Origin of the sequence: Mucilaginibacter gotjawali (genome assembly GCF_002355435.1) — a bacterium.
GTDB lineage: Bacteria > Bacteroidota > Bacteroidia > Sphingobacteriales > Sphingobacteriaceae > Mucilaginibacter > Mucilaginibacter gotjawali.
On the sequence record NZ_AP017313.1, the window covers coordinates 2,325,541 to 2,343,560 of the forward strand.

Consider the following 18,020-nt stretch of genomic DNA (forward strand, 5'->3'; position numbering starts at 1 on the left):
AATCATTGGTAAAGCTAACCAGGTAAAAATCTTAGGTCACCTATTTAAAAACGTCTTCTAAAAAACATAGCATTATGACCATCCTTGGGCCAGACTCTATAAACCCGGTTGCCATGCAAATTGGCACGCTGATAGGGCTTTTTACCAAAGTTGAGGACGAGTACGTGTTTAACAATGCTTGGTTTAATGATCCTTGGTCGTACATCAGCGCCATACCGGCGAACCCGGAGATGTTTGAGCTGCTGGGTACACTGATGACAAGCGCCCAGGGCACAGCGGTAGGTACCCCCAGGCAGGCCCTTAACCGAACCTGGTATCCTATCCTTAACCCTATCGTGGAAGAAGGCGGAACCCCGGCGCCAACCGGTATTTATATTGTTGCCAGCCAGCAGGTTAAAGGGAAACCTACCGAGCTTGGCGTGGGCGCGCTGTACGAGTGGAAGTACGATGATTTTTCGATGCTGCCTTACGCTTATTTCCCTATATTAAAATTACCAACCCAGGAAGGCGGCAGCTTTGAATTTATATTAGGCGATGAGGCACACCCTGTGGAAACCGGTATCAATATCACCGGCTCAAACGGTGTTTTTAATACCGGCAATGGCATCGCGAGCCTGTCGTTCGATGGTTTCCAGGCGGCCAGCCAGATCTATTTTGTGGAGGGCAAATACCCTTCGCTCGACCTCACCTTTTTAAATCTTAAACTACCCGGCGAAAAACAGGGCAGTAACCGCTCGCTTTTCGATCTGATCCAAAATGCATCGGTACAGCAAAGCATCACCGTTGCCCTTTCCGTATTGGGCAGCCAGCTGTCGCAACTGGAAGGCGGTGCGGGCACCGCGGGTAAGATGGTAAATTCGGTATTGGAATTGCTGGGCCTGCTGGGCCCGGTGCCGGGGATAGATTGGGATGCGCTTGTGCGCGACCCTGCCAACGTAGTAAAAATATTTACCGACTGGCTGCAAAACATCACCAGTAACAATGCCACCCTTAAAGCATGGCTGAATGATTGGTATTGCCTGTTTAAAGGTTTGGATGCTACCGAAGATAAAAGCTATGTGACAGGCGATGGCACAAGGGTGAGTCCTTTTTCTGCTAATCTGCTCTCGGCAAAGTTTACTGAAACGCTTTCTGTTGATTTTGACCTTACGTTTGCCACACAGCAAACGCCGGAAGGCGAGTTGAAAATTTATCCCGGCTTTAGCGTGGCGTCCTCAGCCATCAACCCCATTGAAAGTATGCCCGAGTTTGGTGTGAAAGTACTTGCGTCTGCCGAAGTGTTGTGTTACACCATGCATCCAAAATCTACCAACCAAAACAGCACGATCAGCTTTTTCCCGCAATACAGTGTCATGGCTTCGGCGGCCAATACTGTAAAAGGCAAGCCTTTATTTGCGGTAAACGATACTTTTGGCGCCCATGAGCTGGCTGCAGACGAAGCGCCTGCGGGATTTAGTATAGGCAGCATGGAAGTTGGTTTTATTTACGATGCCGCCATTGCTGCAAGTAAAATTCCAAGCCCTAACTTCAGGCTGCACGATGTGCAAACTGCTATTGGCTCCTGGCCGCTGATTGATCTTTCCAACTTCAATGTCGAAACGATTGAAAAGGCGATTGGCCCAATAGTAAGCGCTGCAATAACAGCCTTTTTCGGCGAAAATAATGCCTATGCAAAGGCGTTTACCGCAGTGTTCGGTATCGATCCGCCGTCTTCCTACGTGGGCGAGTGGCCTTTAAAGGATAAAATGCTGCTGTCGCCAAACGAACTGGCCCTGCTGATTAAAAATCCGTTTGCCGCCATCGGCGCATATTATTCCCGGTGTTTGAATACAAACGGCGATGGAAAGCCATTATTCAAATACCTGGTTCCGGATTTTTCGACCCTGTTAGGCAGCGAAAGCGATACGGTAGTGGGCGAGGGGACGGAGAAATTGCCATGGCTGATCCCCATCCTGAAAGTGGGCACAGCCACTATCAACCTGGCATTATGGGAACCTGCAGAAAATCAATTGGGCATCGCCTTTGATTTTGTTGTGCCGATGCCGTTTACCTTTATTTCGGCTACGTTTGATTTGCATGCAGCGATGATGGTGATGCAATTGCCGGGTAATGATGGCGCAGGCACCTGGAACGCTGCCTGGATGCAAACTATAACCGGGACGCTGGTTATAAAAGATGCAGACGGCGGAAAATTGATGACGCCGCAAATTGGCGGTGTTTCCATTGCCGCTACAGATGTTTACGTTACCGGCGGCTGGAAAAATAACAGCAGCTTTTTTGTGGTGGCCGGCATTGATAACCTGCAATTAAATTCAAGCATTGGCACTATTGTATTAGGAGATATTGAATTCAGTACCGTAGGATGGGATGTTGAACAACTAAAGAAATTTACACCGGCCATAGTAAATGGTTTGGGTTTGCTGATGCTGGAAAATGGCGGAACAGTAGGCGTACTGATCACCACCACGCTGGGATTGCTGCCTAACCTGCCTCAAATATTCGACGGGCAGGAACATCCCGAATATAACTTCCCGATACCTGAATACCTGATCATACCACAAAACTGGCCGGTTATTTCGATAGACAATTACACCAATCCATGGATCGATGTAGTGAACCAGCTGAGCGCCCTTTATTCAGGCAGCGAGTTTATGGTGCCGCTGATGCAGATGATAGGCTGGGGCATTACCGGTATAGTGCCGGGCGCGCCGGATATCATCCCCGCAGGCACCCTCGCCGATCCTTGGAATGTGAGTATCCCAGATGTGTTTGGGATAGACCTGCTCACTTATATAGAGGATAGCCAGGCCGGTTATGGGGTGCGTAAACTGTTTAACGTTAACGCAACGGAGTCGGTACAAATAGCTACTATCTTAAGGGCGGATGTTCCGGGCGTAATGCTGAACGGGGCCACCGGTCCTACAAACAATTATCCAGGCATATCGTTCATTAACGTCATTCAGAATCCAAATGTAACGCTGCCGCTGATTGATGAGGGTGGTTTGTTTATCGATAAAGTGCAGCTCGGCGCATTTTTGCAGCTGCAAAATGGTCAGCTGGTACTGATCCCTGTGCTCCGGTTTGTGAACAGCAGGCTAAAAGATACAGAGATCTTAAGAGACATCGAGCTGATCCCCGTACCTGGCAAGCCGCAATTTACCGCTAATGACGCTATCGACGCCTTCAACTCCCTTATCAATGCGATGATGGAAAAACTGTCGGCGACCATCCAGGCTGAAGGCTTTACCCAGTTACAGGCATTTTTAGATATTTTGGCCCTTTACAGGGTGGTGGATATAGTGATTGACGAGGATACCAAATTAAAAACCTATTCCTTCAATCCCGGGGCATGGGCATCTATACTTTCCAACCCGGGCGGCTATTTGTTTACACAAACAACACTCATACTGCAAAATGAACAGCCTTGTGCCGACCTGGTAAAATCGTTGGCGCAACTATTAGGTTATACCAGTTTCAACCTGCCGGCGGCCTGGCAGGGTATCCAGTACCTGCTGCAATCGCTCGAACTGGCGAAAGATTATAACGGATTTTATATCCCCGTGTTTGATGCCTGGCTGGCCTTGTTTAAAGATCCGGTAGGTTATCTGCAAAACAGCGTTTCCCATCTCTTTAACACCCCGGCACTCATCAAACAATTGGTTACCAATGTAGCAACGCTGGTTACCCTGCCTAAAGGGCCTGGCGGCGTTAACCTGGAGAAATATTTTAGTGTTGATACCAGCGGTACCATCCTTACCATACAGGTGCCAACCGATAAAATAGTGATGATAGGTGACGAGATCCAGTTGTTTGCCGACCTGGTAATTGATGTAAACGCCTATACGCTCACCAACAGCATTGCACTTGGTTCGCGTACGCTTGATTCTTCGCTGGCCTTCAACTGGACACCAAGCTTTACCGGCGGCCATCTCAGCGCTGATTATGGATTTTATCTAACAGGTATCCCGCATACCCCGCAGGCATTCCCGCCGCTGCCGCTTTGGCCGTTCCCTGCCGATACCCAAAAGTATTTGCAGCAAATTGGCTTCCAGGTGCCGATGACCTTGCTGAGTTCGTTTTCAGTAAAATATGTGAATGATTTTGTGGTGCCGCAAAACCCGGCGGTCATCAATATTTTCAAGGTGCTGGGTTTAACTTCTACCGTTGAAGGAACTGATTTGGTGAAACCGCTCACCGGCATTTTCATGAACCCGCTGCAATGGCTGCTTACACCCGAAGTATTGGGTAACGGCACTGGTGGTGTCGATCTTTCAAAATTGGGCGGATTACTATACGCCATTACCGATGCTGCAGGCATTAAAAACGGCAGCATTGAGTTAAAGGCTTACGAGCATGACGGTAAAAAGGATGGGGTTGAATTGACGGGTCTGCCATGGGGTGTTAGCTTCATCGTTTTTGCAAACACCTTAGAAGGGGCCAACCTGAGGGGTAACTTTAAACCGGCACTGCCATCGCCGGCGCCAAATATCAATCTTACAGCAGGCGTTGCATTTGGTACACCAAACGGCGTAGGTATTGATGGCAGCATCAGTATGAGTTACGACCTGGGCGAAGGCTCCGGAGGTACCAATAATACCTTCGGTATTACCGCCGCGTATGCCAAAAAAGGATTTGTACTTTCGGCAAAAGCCAATGCGAACGAATATCTGCTGCTGCCATGGGGTGGTTTTAACCAATTTTTAAACGAAGGCACGGCAGGCACACTCTTAACCATTATTGGCGATAAACTCTTTGGCGCCTACCACGAATATGTGCTCGAAAACCCCGGCACCCCGCTTGAACCTTTTGTTAGAAGTATTGAAATACTGACCAAAATAGTTGATGGCGCAACCCTGTTCAATTTCTTTAATGCTATTTACCAGGATCCGCTGGGCCAGTTTACCGAAGCTAACATCACGGTAACCCTGCCAAGGATCAATGAATTCCTCACCACGATATTAACGCTTGAAGGATTTAGCATAAGCAGCGATGAGAAACTGCTGGTATATGAACACACCTTTGCATCGTTCCCCGGTGCAAAAGTGGTCATCAACATTGGTTTGAGGACGGTGGAGGGTGTTACCATATTTGGTTTATGGCTGCAACCGGTGGCTACTTATAGCTGGATGTCGCTCGGGCTCGTGGATACGGGTGTGGGTATAGTGATGCCGGTAAATTACGACAGCCCCGATTTGCGGTATGAAGTTAACATCGCCATCGGCACAAATTTCAGCAGCTTTAATATCCCGAACGTGCCGGAACCAACGCTGGTTTTTGGGTTGAATGGCGATTTGAAGACCATCCATGGGCCAAACCTTAAATTTTACCCGGTTACGGTATCCGATGCTGCCGGGACGTTGCAGATCGAAATATTACCAACCGCTCAATTGCTTATAGCAGGCAGAAGTAATGTAACTACCGAACAATGGATGATCAACTTTGGTGTTGAATTCCTTATTCCTTTTATGGCGAATACCGCCCTCGGCGTAAAAGCGGTTAAAGACTGGCTTGATCTGACCAAAATAGGAAATGTTGTCGGGATCCCCGGTAAGGTACTGGTGGATTGGGGACTGCTGGAAAAAACCGGCGGCAATTATTACCTCAGCAACCTGCGCGAAGCCTTTGACCTGAATGACCCTATTGAAATAGTTACCAAACTTATTTTCAGCGCCCTTAACCTGCTCGACGGACAAAGGGTTGTGCCGATAAAAGACCATGGCATATACGTACAAAGTGAAACGGAAGGTACCAATAGGCGTTACGGTGTCCGCATCCAGATCACTGATATTGAAGTTACCAGTTCCTTAAACTCCGATGGGGCCAAACTCCTGTTCCAACTGGGCAAATACTACGCAGACCAGGATAAAAACAATAACTGGACAGGCCTGAAAAGTGATCCGGGCTTTGTGGTTTATTTTATTAACAGGGATACGGCTAATGATACCATGACCTTCCTGCCAAAATTTGATCTGGTAAGTGTGGGTCTTGATTTTGCCGGCGCTAATGCGCAAAAGCCGTTAATCAATACCAAAGGGGTAACCATTCAATCCATAGAACCCCGCGTGTATGTGTCCCTTGATTTAAATGGTAATTTAAAAACCGATTTCGGCGCGGGGATCATGTTGTACAATTTGGGTGTTCCGCTTGGCCCCGGATTCGATAAACCAAGTAGTAACACCAACCCCGTAGCGCAAAACCTGCTTACCGGTGGCGGAGATCCCGGCAAAACTGATGCCATTAACCCCGCATTCTCCGTTGCGGCATCCTATGTTTATAATTCGCAAACATTCACCCTGCAGCTTTACGATTCAAAAAACCTGCCGGCAGATAAAGTTTGGATCTCCATCATGCGGGCATTCGGGCCATTGCAGGTACGTAAAGTAGGTATTGGGTGGAAAGGCTCCGCCGTACCAAAACGCCTCGATTTTCTTTTCGACGGGCAGGTGTCGCTGGCTGGCCTCATGGCCAACCTGGTTGAACTGGACATCGGGATCCCGATCACCGATCCAACAAACTTTGGCGAATATTCATTGGACCTTGCCGGGCTTGACGTATCCTACAACGCCGGCGCGGTATCCATTGGCGGTGGCTTCCTGAAAGATGATAGCGCCGGCTATATTCAATATACAGGCCAGGCAAAAATACAAACTGCGGCATTCGGTATAGGTGCATTCGGTGCTTATGCATTGATAGAAGGCCATCCGTCTTTATTCATCTTTGCTTATCTGAATGCGCCGCTGGGCGGGCCTCCGTATTTCTTTATCAACGGGCTTTCAGGTGGTTTTGGATATAATCGTACCATCAATATTCCTCCGGCGAAAGAAATTGAGAATTTTCCTTTTGTAGCAGGTATTGAAAATCCGGCTGCACTGGGTGGCAAAGATGGCAAAGCGCCAACCAACGAGGAAGCCTTAAAAACGCTCGGCACAAAGACAGTTCCGCCACAACTTGGTTCATATTGGGTTGCTGCGGGGATCATGTTCGCCTCTTTTGAGCTGATCAACTCCAAAGCAGTGCTGATGGTGATCTTCGGGAACGATTTTGAGATCGCCTTATTAGGCCTCTCGGGCATGGTTTTGCCCAAAAAAGGCAAGACCTATGTGGGTGCGCAAATAGCGTTCAAGGTTACCTACAAAGTGTCAACCGGCTTGCTGGCCATGGAAGCTGTATTGACCTCCAACTCCTATGTGATCGACTCCAATTGCAGGCTAACCGGCGGACTGGCCTTCTTCGTTTGGTTTAAGAACCAAACAGATTCAGCAGCCAAAGCAGGTGAGTTTGTATTTACCCTTGGCGGCTATCACCCGGCCTTTAAAAAACCCGATTATTTCCCGGATGAACCGCGGCTTGGCTTTAGCTGGGCTGTTGGCGGCGGGGTATCCATAAAAGGCGGTGCCTACTTTGCCTTAACGCCATCTGCGGTTATGGCAGGGGGCTCGCTGGAGGCCGTTTACCAGAGCGGCAACCTCAAAGCCTGGTTCACTGCCTATGCTGACTTCCTCATTATGTGGAACCCGTTTTATTACGATATCCGGGTAGGAGTGAGCGTGGGTGCATCCTATACCGTTAAATTTATCTGGACAACAACCTTCAAGGTTGAACTTGGCGCTGATGTGCACATCTGGGGGCCTGAAATGGCCGGCAGCGCTACTGTACACTGGTGGGTTATCTCCTTTACGGTTAATTTCGGCGCAACAAATACCCGTCCGAACACAACCAATATTATTGAGTGGGGCGAGTTTAAACCCTATTTCCTGCCCAGCGACCAGGCCCCTGCCGTTGCCCCGCAACAGCAGCCGCAACCTCAGCCGGACGAGAAAGGTTTGGTAAAACGTACGATAGCTCCGGCTCCGCAGGAAACCATACCGGTGCAGCAGGTATCGCATATCAAGCAGACAGCGGGTTTGATCAAAGAAATTCCAAACCCTGATCCTGCCGTAAGCGAAAAGAGCCCTGTTTTGTGGCAAATAACAGCAGACGGCTTTGCGTTTACCGTAAGCACGGTTGTACCGCTCAATAAGATCACTATTACCGGGGTTGAGCAACCGATCACCAGTGATAAAAAATTCGGCATCCGGCCGATGGGTAATGTGGTTTTCGGTACACCAGGCCAGATGTCTGAACTAACCTTCACCGTAAAATATAACAATGATATTTACAAGGCTTTCCAAAACTGGAATTTTAACGGCGATCTGAATGGGATCCCCGAATCGTTATGGGGAACTACCAACGACGGTAAAACAGCTATCGACGCCAAAATAATACCTGATGCACTGGTAGGTCTTTCGGCTAAGATAATTTCTTCTTCGGATAACCTGCCCGTGGGGGGCCCGCCGATGTTCCCTTTGTCCAACCTGGGTTATGCCGCCTGGCCATGGCGGAAACTGACGCTGGCCAATAACCCGCACCTGCATCCTTCAGAACCGGCCAAACAATCAGATCAGTCGTTGATCATTATTGAAGACACCGTTATGGCAGTCGGAGTGGTCACTGTGAGGGAAATGATTCTAAACGCTATAGTAAGTGCCGGGATAAACGTGGTGACAGATGGCAGGCTTGATCAGATGGCGGCCTATGCATCCGCTACCTTCCAGTCGTTCCCGATGCTGGGCGAATTAGGTAGCCTGGGCTATCAGCCTGAATTACAACTCGCTGCCATTCCGCAAACTTTCCACCGCAGTAAACCTGAGCTTTTACTGAAGGCGGAACCACGTGAATTTGCAGCGCCTTTGGTTCGGGCCGTTGCATTCCAATATGCCGGGCCGGAACTGCCGTCAACCGTGTTTATGGCAGCATCAACCAATGATGTAAAAATGACCCGGCCTGTAAAGGGTAAAATGTTTAGTTACGACAATACCCAGCAATGGATGGTAGATGCCGTAAAACAAGGTACCAACCTGAGGGCTTCGGGTGCTGAAGGCTTGCCTGAATTTACCATATACCCGGGCGTCTCTGTCATTGTTGACTTTGATCCGGATGGCCCTGCATCACTCATCAAATTGGCGGGTAATGATCCGGTATTCGCCTGCTGGTTCGATCAGTATAACCAGTTGCTGGGCAGCGAGGTGCTGAGCGCAAGCAAGGAACTGCCGGCCGGTGTGGCCCAGCTGATCCTGAGCGGGCTGAATATCGAAGCATTAAAAATACCTTATGCCTACGGCTGGTATGCTACATCTGAACTTACCCTGGTTAATCCCAATTCACTGATCGGTATGGGCGCCGTCATCGCGCCGGATGCCCCTGTCCGCGTAAAAACCAGGATTTCGTCAGAAGGGTACGGTTTGATCCAGGGCCAGGGCATGATAAAGGTTAACCGCATCATGAAGGATGGGGTAAGCGTTCCTGCGGGAGTTAAAACAATTATGCCGTCAGATTTGAAAACGGTGGCCGCTATTGCTTTGAAGAAGGACCTGGGAATGCCTTTCAACAGTGATAGCATCAGCCTGGAAATAAAAGTGCTCACCGGAAATATACCTGAATACCGGAAGCTGACACCGGCGAAGGTTATTGACGGATCATACGAAGCTGCTGTATTATTTGAGGTGCCCGGCGATACAGGTTACAATTATAATGTGATCTATACTACATCCGACGCGCAGACGACAATTACCGGGGTAATGGGGCTAACGGAAGAAGTGAAATATGTAGAAGAAAACTGGAAGGATATCGTCATTCAGCCGGCATTACCGTACCCTTATACCTGGCCGCAACCAACTGCTACCATAACCATTGAAACAATTTAGCTATCAAAAAATAGAGCTGTCAATTATGAAAAACTCAGAGTTTATTTTAAATGCTTCCTTAGACGATAGCCAGGTGCAGATGCAGCTGTACGATTATTGTTCGCCCCCGTTGCCCTCGGGTACCTTCACTATTGAAACACACCAGCAGGTAGTGTGGACCGAAAAGAAAGTGAATGAACCGTACGATAAACTGCAGCAATTTTTTGTGGATGGGCCCAGGTTTACCTTAGATCCCAACTATGTTTATTCCATCTTTCCGCCCGCTAATAAGCAGGGGCAGTTTGATGTTTATGTACCCGATATCGTATTAACCAAAAGGACCCTGCCCTGGGAACGCACCATTGATGATAAATCGCCGCTTATTCCGCCCGAGCCCTGGATGGCCCTTTTAATTTTTACGCAGGAGGAGGTCGAAAAAGTAAAAAACGGCACCGTGGGCGATGTGGTAACCCCAACCGATCCAAAAGTGATGGGCCCGCAGAACCTCACGACTACCGAAGCAGAGCGGGCCGTACAGTGCCTTTATGCCGATATCCCAAAAGATATTTTTAGTGCAGTTGTACCTGCACGCGCTGAACTGCCCGACCTGGCGCATTGCCGCGAGGTAGATATGGCTGACAAAGAGCTGCGTGCAGATATACAGGAGGGTTGGTTTTCTGTAGTGGTAGCCAACCGCTTTCCAACGCCCGGAATGGTAAATAATGCCTTCCTTGTTTCGCTTGAAGGGTTTTCCGAATACTTATATGGCGGCAAGCCAATACCGGCGCAATATGATACGGTGAGAATGGCGGTGCTGGCTGCCTGGAGTTTTACCGCTTTGCCCGCACAGGGCGAAACTTTTGAGGGTTTGGTGCAAAATATAAATGTATGCTCGCTGCACCTGCAGAATAAGCCTGTAAATGTAGTTACCGATGCAGAGAAACTGGTAGCCGACGCTTTTCATGATGGCTACGTAGCGATGACTTACCACACCCGCGACGGCGAAAAAACCGCCGCCTGGTATCGTGGTCCCTTAACCCCCGTAAAACTGGACTTTGTGAAGCTTGATCCTTTTTTCAGCGCTGAATCAGGGATGATCTATGATGCAAAAACCGGCCTTTTTGACCTGTCGTATGCCGTTGCCTGGCAGATAGGGCGGTTGTTAGCCCTGTCCGACTCCGAATTTTCAGTCGGGCTGATGCGGTGGCGCAAAGAACAGAAAGTCGCCCAAAATCTTAACATGGAGCAGGGGAACACCCTGGCCAGGATGCAGGGTTTGTTTGGCGATACTGCTGCGCAGTTTGAATACAATGACAAAAAAGCAATAGCTAACCTGATCCACACCTTTTTGTCAATGGATTTCGCCAACATGGTAAGGCCGGAAAGCATAGCCGCCGAACCGCTGATACGCCTGGCCGATCACACCGGTACAAGAGGAAGAACCAGCCAGATGCCAGGCCTGCTGTCAAAACAGGAAGTCGCCGATTTATTAAGACAAGGCCCTTTTATCATGGAAAGGCTGAAACAGATCATTAAAACGCCGGGGGCTAACAATACGGAGGAACAAATATGATAAAGAACTTACCCGACGGAGGCGAGTACCTTAATGCGCTGAAAGGCGGTGCGGAGGTAAAAAAACTAAGACTGAGCCTTAATTTTGAGGAAAGCGTTTTACCTCCGTACCTGGAAGACTGGCTGGGAAAATTATCCCTGTTATACGGCGTGCCATTTGAGCATTTGGTACCTAATGCAGCAATGTTACCCATTGAATCGATGCGTTTTTTTTACGTTGACCCGAACTGGACAAGCTGCCTTGTAGACGGCGCCCTCAGCGTAGGTGCGCAATCTTCGCGGGATACGGCTATCACGAAGTCGGTTTATGCGCAGGTGCAGTTAAGCCTGAATGCATCCATGCAACTGGTACGCAGGAGGCTGGCGCAGGCGGAACTGCCCGGGGAGGTAAATTCAAATATTGCGGTTGCCGGTTTGCTTATCCGCTCGCAACTGATCTCTGGCTGGCCCGGCCTTGAAATAGCGGCCTATGAAAATTATACCGTTCAGGAAAATCCCGAAAAATTGATCCCCGCCGATAAAATTGAAAACCTGCGGCTGGAGCGGCTTGCGCCTGATGTTATGCTGTGCCTATATGGCAAAATGCCCAAACTGGTTCAACTGAACGAGCCTAAAGAGGGGTTATGTTTTGGTGCGCGTAGTAATGGCAAGGTAGTACCGCGCTGGCTGGGCTACCATCCAAACCAGCCGGCCGGTGAATTTATAACTGAAAACCCCGGCCCCGGTGATCAAACGGAAATTTTTAAACGCAATAACGGCAAAGGGGTAATTGACGTTGCTGCCACAAAAGCGGGGCTTGTTAACATATTAAAGGAAAAAAATGCGCTGAGCAGTTCGGGCGAATTATCACCGGCTGACTTTGCCATACAATTGATCAAATCGGCAGAGCAGCAATCCTTTTTAAGCGGCGAAATTGTAATACCCAACATAAATGATTGTACAGATTATTAATTCATTCAATTGAAAAAAGATAATGGCAAAATCTGCAAATAATACCGGGCAATTTTTATGGAACGGCCCATCTCTTTTGGTCCCTGTAGATGTGGAAGCGCTCGTTGTGTCCAATCTTTCGCAAGCGCTACCCTGGGCGCGCGTAAACATGAAATACAACAATGCCGGTGAGTTTTTAAGCGTACAGCCCAACCTTTTCCAGGGAACAGATGCTGATAAACCGAAAGTGGGCATTACCCTGCATTGGGCGCTTCCTGACGGTATTACGCATGGCAGGCAGGAAGTAGCCGGAAACAATATTGTATATCCTTATGTTCCTAACCGCTGGCTGGTGATCAGGTATTATGACGGGAAATCAAAATCATGGATTTTGCAAAGCGATTACCTGGATCCGGATGATGGCGTTAACCTTTTTCTCGACCCCGGCGCGCCCGAGCCTGAAACCACCAGGATTGGAAAAGTTTGGCCGGCAGAAGCCTGGCCCGGCGAAGGCGGCGTAACACAGGAAAAGTTTTTAATAGCATTGGGCCCTGGTAACCCGGGCTTTACCGCATTTACTGCAAATATTGATGCCGTATTTTCTTTTTACGATAGTATGGAAGATATTATCGATAAAACAACCCCGGTTACCTATATGATATTGGGTTGGTACGCTAATGCCGAAGATGATCCTTTATTCAAATTCACTAACCTGACCGAATGGCTGGGCCTGATGGACGAATTAAAATGGACTGTTGGTAATAACAACGATCTGCAAAAAGCAGTGAACGACTGGACCGCATGGGCCACTGCCAACGGTATCACGGTAGATCAGGATAAACCGAAAGATATTTATCCTTCGCGTACGATCTGCCAGGGGATGATATACGATGTTAACTGGGAAGGGCGAAACGGAAAATTGCAAAGTGGCGTTCCTTTGTATAATACATCAACCGACCCGCTCAATACCCTGCCCCAAATTGCGATTGCCAATACGGCTGTTGACGCTTTAGCCGCGCTGGTTCAATATGAACTGGATTTAACCGGGCAGAGCGGCGGGGCTGCCGCTGCTGAATTGCTGGAGGCTTTTAATTATAACCTGCTGGATAATTATGAGAAACAGGGCGGGCAGTTTGAGCTTTATCGCGAGATCTATAAAAATTGGTTCGGGGAGCACGATGCCGAATATTACCATTATATTGAGGATACCGACAAACCCACCAGCCCGTTTATTGACCCGGAAAGGTTAGCCAAACTAATACTGTTAAATAAAAAGTCAGAACAATACGACGCTATCTACCATTTGCTGAATGCTGCACAATCAGGCCTGTATGGCGATTGGTGGAAAACCGGTAAATCCGCCCAATACGTGGTTAAGCCGCCTCCTGATGTTACTCCGGACCAATGGAAAAAAATAAAGGCGGATTTAAAGGCTGCGATACCTGTGGATAAGGCCGCTGTGACAAAATTACAGGCCGATCTTGATGCGCTTGCGGTTGAAATAGCGCAATTGGTAACTGAAGTGAGCACAGGCCTTCCGTCTACCCAGCAATTGAAAAAGAATATAGGTAGCCGTTACCGCCAGGCAAACGAGCCGGTAGTGCTTATTTACGGTGCACACCGGGCGTACAGGCATGGCGAGGACGGACGTTTTGATGAGGACGACAGATTGTTTACCCGTTTTACCGGCCAAACTATCCTGGGCCTTAAAGTGATGCTGCCAGATCAGGCTGATCAGCCCGTAACAAGTGCAAATGTTACTTTACCGCCCGTAAATATCCCGGTAACTTTGGTGCCGAAAGAAACCGGCAGTTTATGTATCGAAACCTACTTTTTTGATACGCTTAATGCTGAATCCATTGCAAAAGCAGCCTGCACATTGCTCGGGATCCCTTTTCTTCCTGAATATACAGCCATTGTAGCCGCACAGCAGACCTCCGCCTGGAATATAGATGTAAATGATCTGGACAGGGAGCAGGTTTTATATGCATCGGGATTTATGGGTACTATCCCTTCAAAAGTTGCCGTTCAGCTATGGGCGGCTCCTTGGGCCCCGCTTTATATGGCCTGGGAGATCAGGTGGTTTCCATCCTATGATACCCCTGTTGAAGCTTTAAAAAAATGGATTTTCGACCCGGCCATACTTGAATATAGGTGGAATACCGATTACACGCCCGATTTAAGTACAGGTGTTACCATAACCGGGAGCTGCATGATTACACCCAAAAGCGCTTATGTAATGAAGCTGCAGCTGGAAAAATATTTTGAGGACACCGGGAAGTTCCCTGATCTCAAAAACTTTTTGGATTCGGTAAGTCACTGGGATTTTTTAACCCAAAGTATGAGTGGCTTTAATGACCTGTTGCTGGGGTTAACCACAGATCAGCTGAACCAGCCGCCGCCTGATATTAACACCCTGGCGGGGACAATGACCCAGCTTTCGCCAATTCCTAATGAAAGCTTTGGTTTTTATCCCATCAGGGCAGGGCATTTCCAGGTAACCAAACTGTGGGTGGTGGATGATTTCGGGCAGGTGTTTGACCCCATTTCGGCTGTCAACCAAAATCCATCCAGCTACAACCTGGTTTTGGGTACGGGCATGGTTACACCCACTAAAACAGGCGAAAATAAAAACCTTGCGCAGTTGCCGCCGCGTGTTACCCAGGCCACAAGGTTTGATTTTAACTTCGTGAACGGAAGCGGCAAAAACGATGATAATTTACAGGAAAACCAGCTGACCGACCCGCTTTGCGGCTGGTTGCTGCCAAATCACCTGGATAATGCGCTGTCCGTATACACGCCCGACGGGCATTTGCTTGGTGAGTTGATTTTAACAGGCAATACCAAATTAATGAGGTTGCGCTGGGATAACGCTCCCGGAAAAAATACGCCCGTCGGTACGCCTTTAAGCGAAATTATTGAAAATGAATATTTACGGTCATTTGTTGAACAATTGCTGCAAAGGGTTGATAATGCAAAGGCTTTCCAGGATTTTTTAAAGATCATAGATGAAACCCTGTGGACCGTAGAACCCCTCGGCGGAAGACGAAATGAACTGATCTCGGTATTTATTGGCAGGCCGCTGGCGCTGGTAAAGTCAGTGATGCAATATAAATTGATGGATTCCCTGGTATACGACCAAAGTTGGTTGGATTCGACGCTCAAAGTGACCAATGGATATGAAAACGTAAGTTTCCCGGTTCAGGTAGGCTCGATACAGGATCCGCAGGATGGTACTATTGGCTATTTCTTTGATGACTTCGCCACCTTTAATTCCATCCTGTCCAAAAAAATATCTGTTTCATCAGGGTATATCACCGATAACCCGGTGTCACTCAACCTTGCCGACCCAAAGAAGAATGTTTTTATACTGGTTGATCCCCGCGGCGAAGTGAATACAATATCGGGCATATTGCCGGTGCAGGTTAATGTATTGCCTGGCCCGCTGGTTGAAGATGCGATGGCCAATATGCATGTAACTTTCCGTACAGGTCCGCTGATCACCGATCCCGATAAGCTTTCGATGCCGCTGCCTTCCGAAATGAGCGGTAACTGGTCGTGGATCCAGCACACCGGGGTAACCACATGGGAAGAGATCGATAAGATAGCGCAGGCAAATGTAAAGGCCCGCCTTGGGCCTGATTACGAACTAAAAGACGGCTGGCTTAAGCTAACCAACGCAATACATGAAAATGATTAATACATAAAAAAATGGACGAGGAACTACCTAAACTTAAATACACCGTACTGCCCGAAAGCGTTTATTATACCCGCGATGCCAAAAGCCCGTCGATGGCGTTGATCACAATAGGCGCCAGCAATATTACGGATGCGGACATAAAAATTACCGGCTTCCAGGTGGTGATCGTTGTGAACAGCGATGTGAAAAAAACCGATGCGCTTACAGCGAATCCCTCGTCAATTATTCCGGCTTCGCTGCAACCCCTCGAATGGGATTTTCAACAGGTAGATGACGGGGTTTACTATGCAAAACCTGTCAAAAAAACAACCGTAGTTCCAGCGGGTGCAAGTATAACTTTTCAATTGCAGGGGGTTACGGTGAATGAAGCTGCAGGAACCACTGTCATCACCATTGCTGAAATTGACGGAACCGATGTGTTGTTTGATTATAAAACCATCGGGAAGGTGAAAAGTGCGCTTGAAATCACCAAATTTGAAGCCGTGCCTGATCATGTTGCCTCTGGCGAAGCCAGTATTTTATCATGGACCACCGTCAACGCTGCGCGGGTAACATTAAGCCCCGGGGAATACCCGGATTTAGAAACAACCGGGCAGGTTACCGTAAACCCGGGAACGACTACTTTTTATACGCTTACCGCTTACGGTGAGGGACCAAATGTATCCGCGCAAAAAACCATTGCTATTGATCCCCCTCAAATCGTAGATTTTAAATCGTCGGCCTCAAAAGTTGATGCAGGCGATATGGTTAACCTGTCATGGGATGTAAAATATGCCAATGAAATTTCCATTTCGCCGGGCGATCACAAGAATCTTCCGGCTACGGGCAACTTCGATGTGCAGGTATGGACAGAGACAAATTTTATTTTAACAGCCAAAAACAAAGGGAACGAGACAGCCAACAGGCCTGCCCCGGTGGGCATTAACCCGGTTACGATCAACTTTTTCAGGGCCACGCCCTCTTATGGGGCACGCCTGGGTGAGCCGATTGTGCTTTCATGGGAAGTTAAATCAGCGGTTTCAGCATCTGTTGAATACAGTACAATAAGCGGGGTGGCACAGGATAAGTTAAAGCAGGGCACCTTAAGTGTAATTCCCAATACAGGTGTGGCCTATTCGTTGATCGCTCAAAATTCCCTGGGTTCGGCCATGAGCAGTATTGAGCTTTTGCCAATGCCTGTGGGCTGGTATAAGTTTACTTCCGGCGCACCCTTCAAGTTTCCTGAACCGCCTTTGCTGCTTAAATACAAGAATAAGATCTGGGCAATGGCCAGCGGCCTGATGAACTCGGTATACCAGTCATTTGACGGGTTAAACTGGATCCCCGTAACAAACAATATCCCCTGGTCGCCGCGTAGTTATAGCGCAGGCACTATTTTTAAAGATAAGATGTGGCTGATGGGGGGATGGGTAAACGGGAACACCTGCATGAATGATGTTTGGAGCAGCGCCGATGGTATTACCTGGACGCAGGAAACACCCGGCGCGCAATGGGCAGGGCGCCGTAGTTTCGGGTGTTTCGTGCTGCCCGGTGTCGATAAGGTATTCATAACCGGCGGAATCGATAATTCAGGCAATTGCCTCAATGATGTATGGAGCAGTACCGACGGCAAAGATTGGGTAAGGGAAACAGAGAATGCATTTTCCCTGGCGAGGGGCGCCTTTGGAATGGCCGTATATAATGGCGCTGCCTGGGTAATAGCAGGGCTGGTGAATGGAAAAGAGGGAACCGGAACACCTACAAATGATGTGTGGTACAGCACCAACGGAAGCCAATGGTCTATCCTTAACAAAAGGCCCAATTGGCAGGAGCGTTATTACCCCAGCGTAGCGGGGCTTACCACCGGACTGTTTATGTGCGGTGGCATTGACGATAAAGGCACCGGTTTAAGCGACCTCAATAAAATGAATACCGACAAAAACTGGTCGGCACAACCCGGGCCGGCATGGGGGGATGTTAAAGTTACCAGCGGCGTGGAATACCAGGATTCGTTATGGTGTGCAGGAGGCAGTTTGCAAAACAACAAAGCAAATACATCGGTATGGGCCTATTCGCCCGCACCGGTGGTTTAAATACCTGTTCTTAATCAATTATCA

The 18,020-nt window shown here is 48.5% G+C and carries 5 protein-coding genes; all 5 read left to right on the forward strand.

Features of this window, described 5'->3' with window-relative positions; translation table 11 throughout:
- The first annotated feature begins 74 nt into the window (after positions 1-74).
- The 5 genes from MgSA37_RS10625 to MgSA37_RS10645 are packed head-to-tail and all read left to right on the forward strand — an operon-like array spanning position 75 to position 17,996.
- On the forward strand, positions 75-9,743 hold the full coding sequence (locus MgSA37_RS10625; RefSeq protein WP_096351805.1) for a DUF6603 domain-containing protein: 9,669 nt from the start codon (positions 75-77) through the stop codon (positions 9,741-9,743).
- Positions 9,744-9,768: 25 nt separating this feature from the next.
- A complete protein-coding gene (locus tag MgSA37_RS10630) occupies positions 9,769-11,295 on the forward strand; it encodes a hypothetical protein (RefSeq protein WP_096351807.1) in 1,527 nt (508 codons plus the stop codon).
- Positions 11,292-12,245 (forward strand): hypothetical protein, encoded by a 954-nt coding sequence (locus tag MgSA37_RS10635; RefSeq protein WP_096351808.1) that lies wholly within the window; start codon positions 11,292-11,294, stop codon positions 12,243-12,245. Before MgSA37_RS10630 ends, MgSA37_RS10635 begins: the two co-directional genes overlap by 4 nt.
- A gap of 22 nt (positions 12,246-12,267) precedes the next feature.
- Entirely contained in the window at positions 12,268-15,924 is a 3,657-nt protein-coding gene (locus MgSA37_RS10640) for a hypothetical protein (RefSeq protein ID WP_096351810.1), read from the forward strand.
- 11 nt (positions 15,925-15,935) lie between these two features.
- On the forward strand, positions 15,936-17,996 hold the full coding sequence (locus MgSA37_RS10645) for a Kelch repeat-containing protein (protein ID WP_096351811.1): 2,061 nt from the start codon (positions 15,936-15,938) through the stop codon (positions 17,994-17,996).
- The last annotated feature ends 24 nt before the right edge of the window (positions 17,997-18,020 follow it).

Bases quoted from the DNA above. Each gene is read 5' to 3' on its own strand.
- MgSA37_RS10625 (WP_096351805.1), top strand. From the start codon at position 75: ATGACCATCCTTGGGCCAGACTCTATAAACCCGGTTGCCATGCAAATT.
- MgSA37_RS10630 (WP_096351807.1), top strand. From the start codon at position 9,769: ATGAAAAACTCAGAGTTTATTTTAAATGCTTCCTTAGACGATAGCCAG.
- MgSA37_RS10635 (WP_096351808.1), top strand. From the start codon at position 11,292: ATGATAAAGAACTTACCCGACGGAGGCGAGTACCTTAATGCGCTGAAA.
- MgSA37_RS10640 (WP_096351810.1), top strand. From the start codon at position 12,268: ATGGCAAAATCTGCAAATAATACCGGGCAATTTTTATGGAACGGCCCA.
- MgSA37_RS10645 (WP_096351811.1), top strand. From the start codon at position 15,936: ATGGACGAGGAACTACCTAAACTTAAATACACCGTACTGCCCGAAAGC.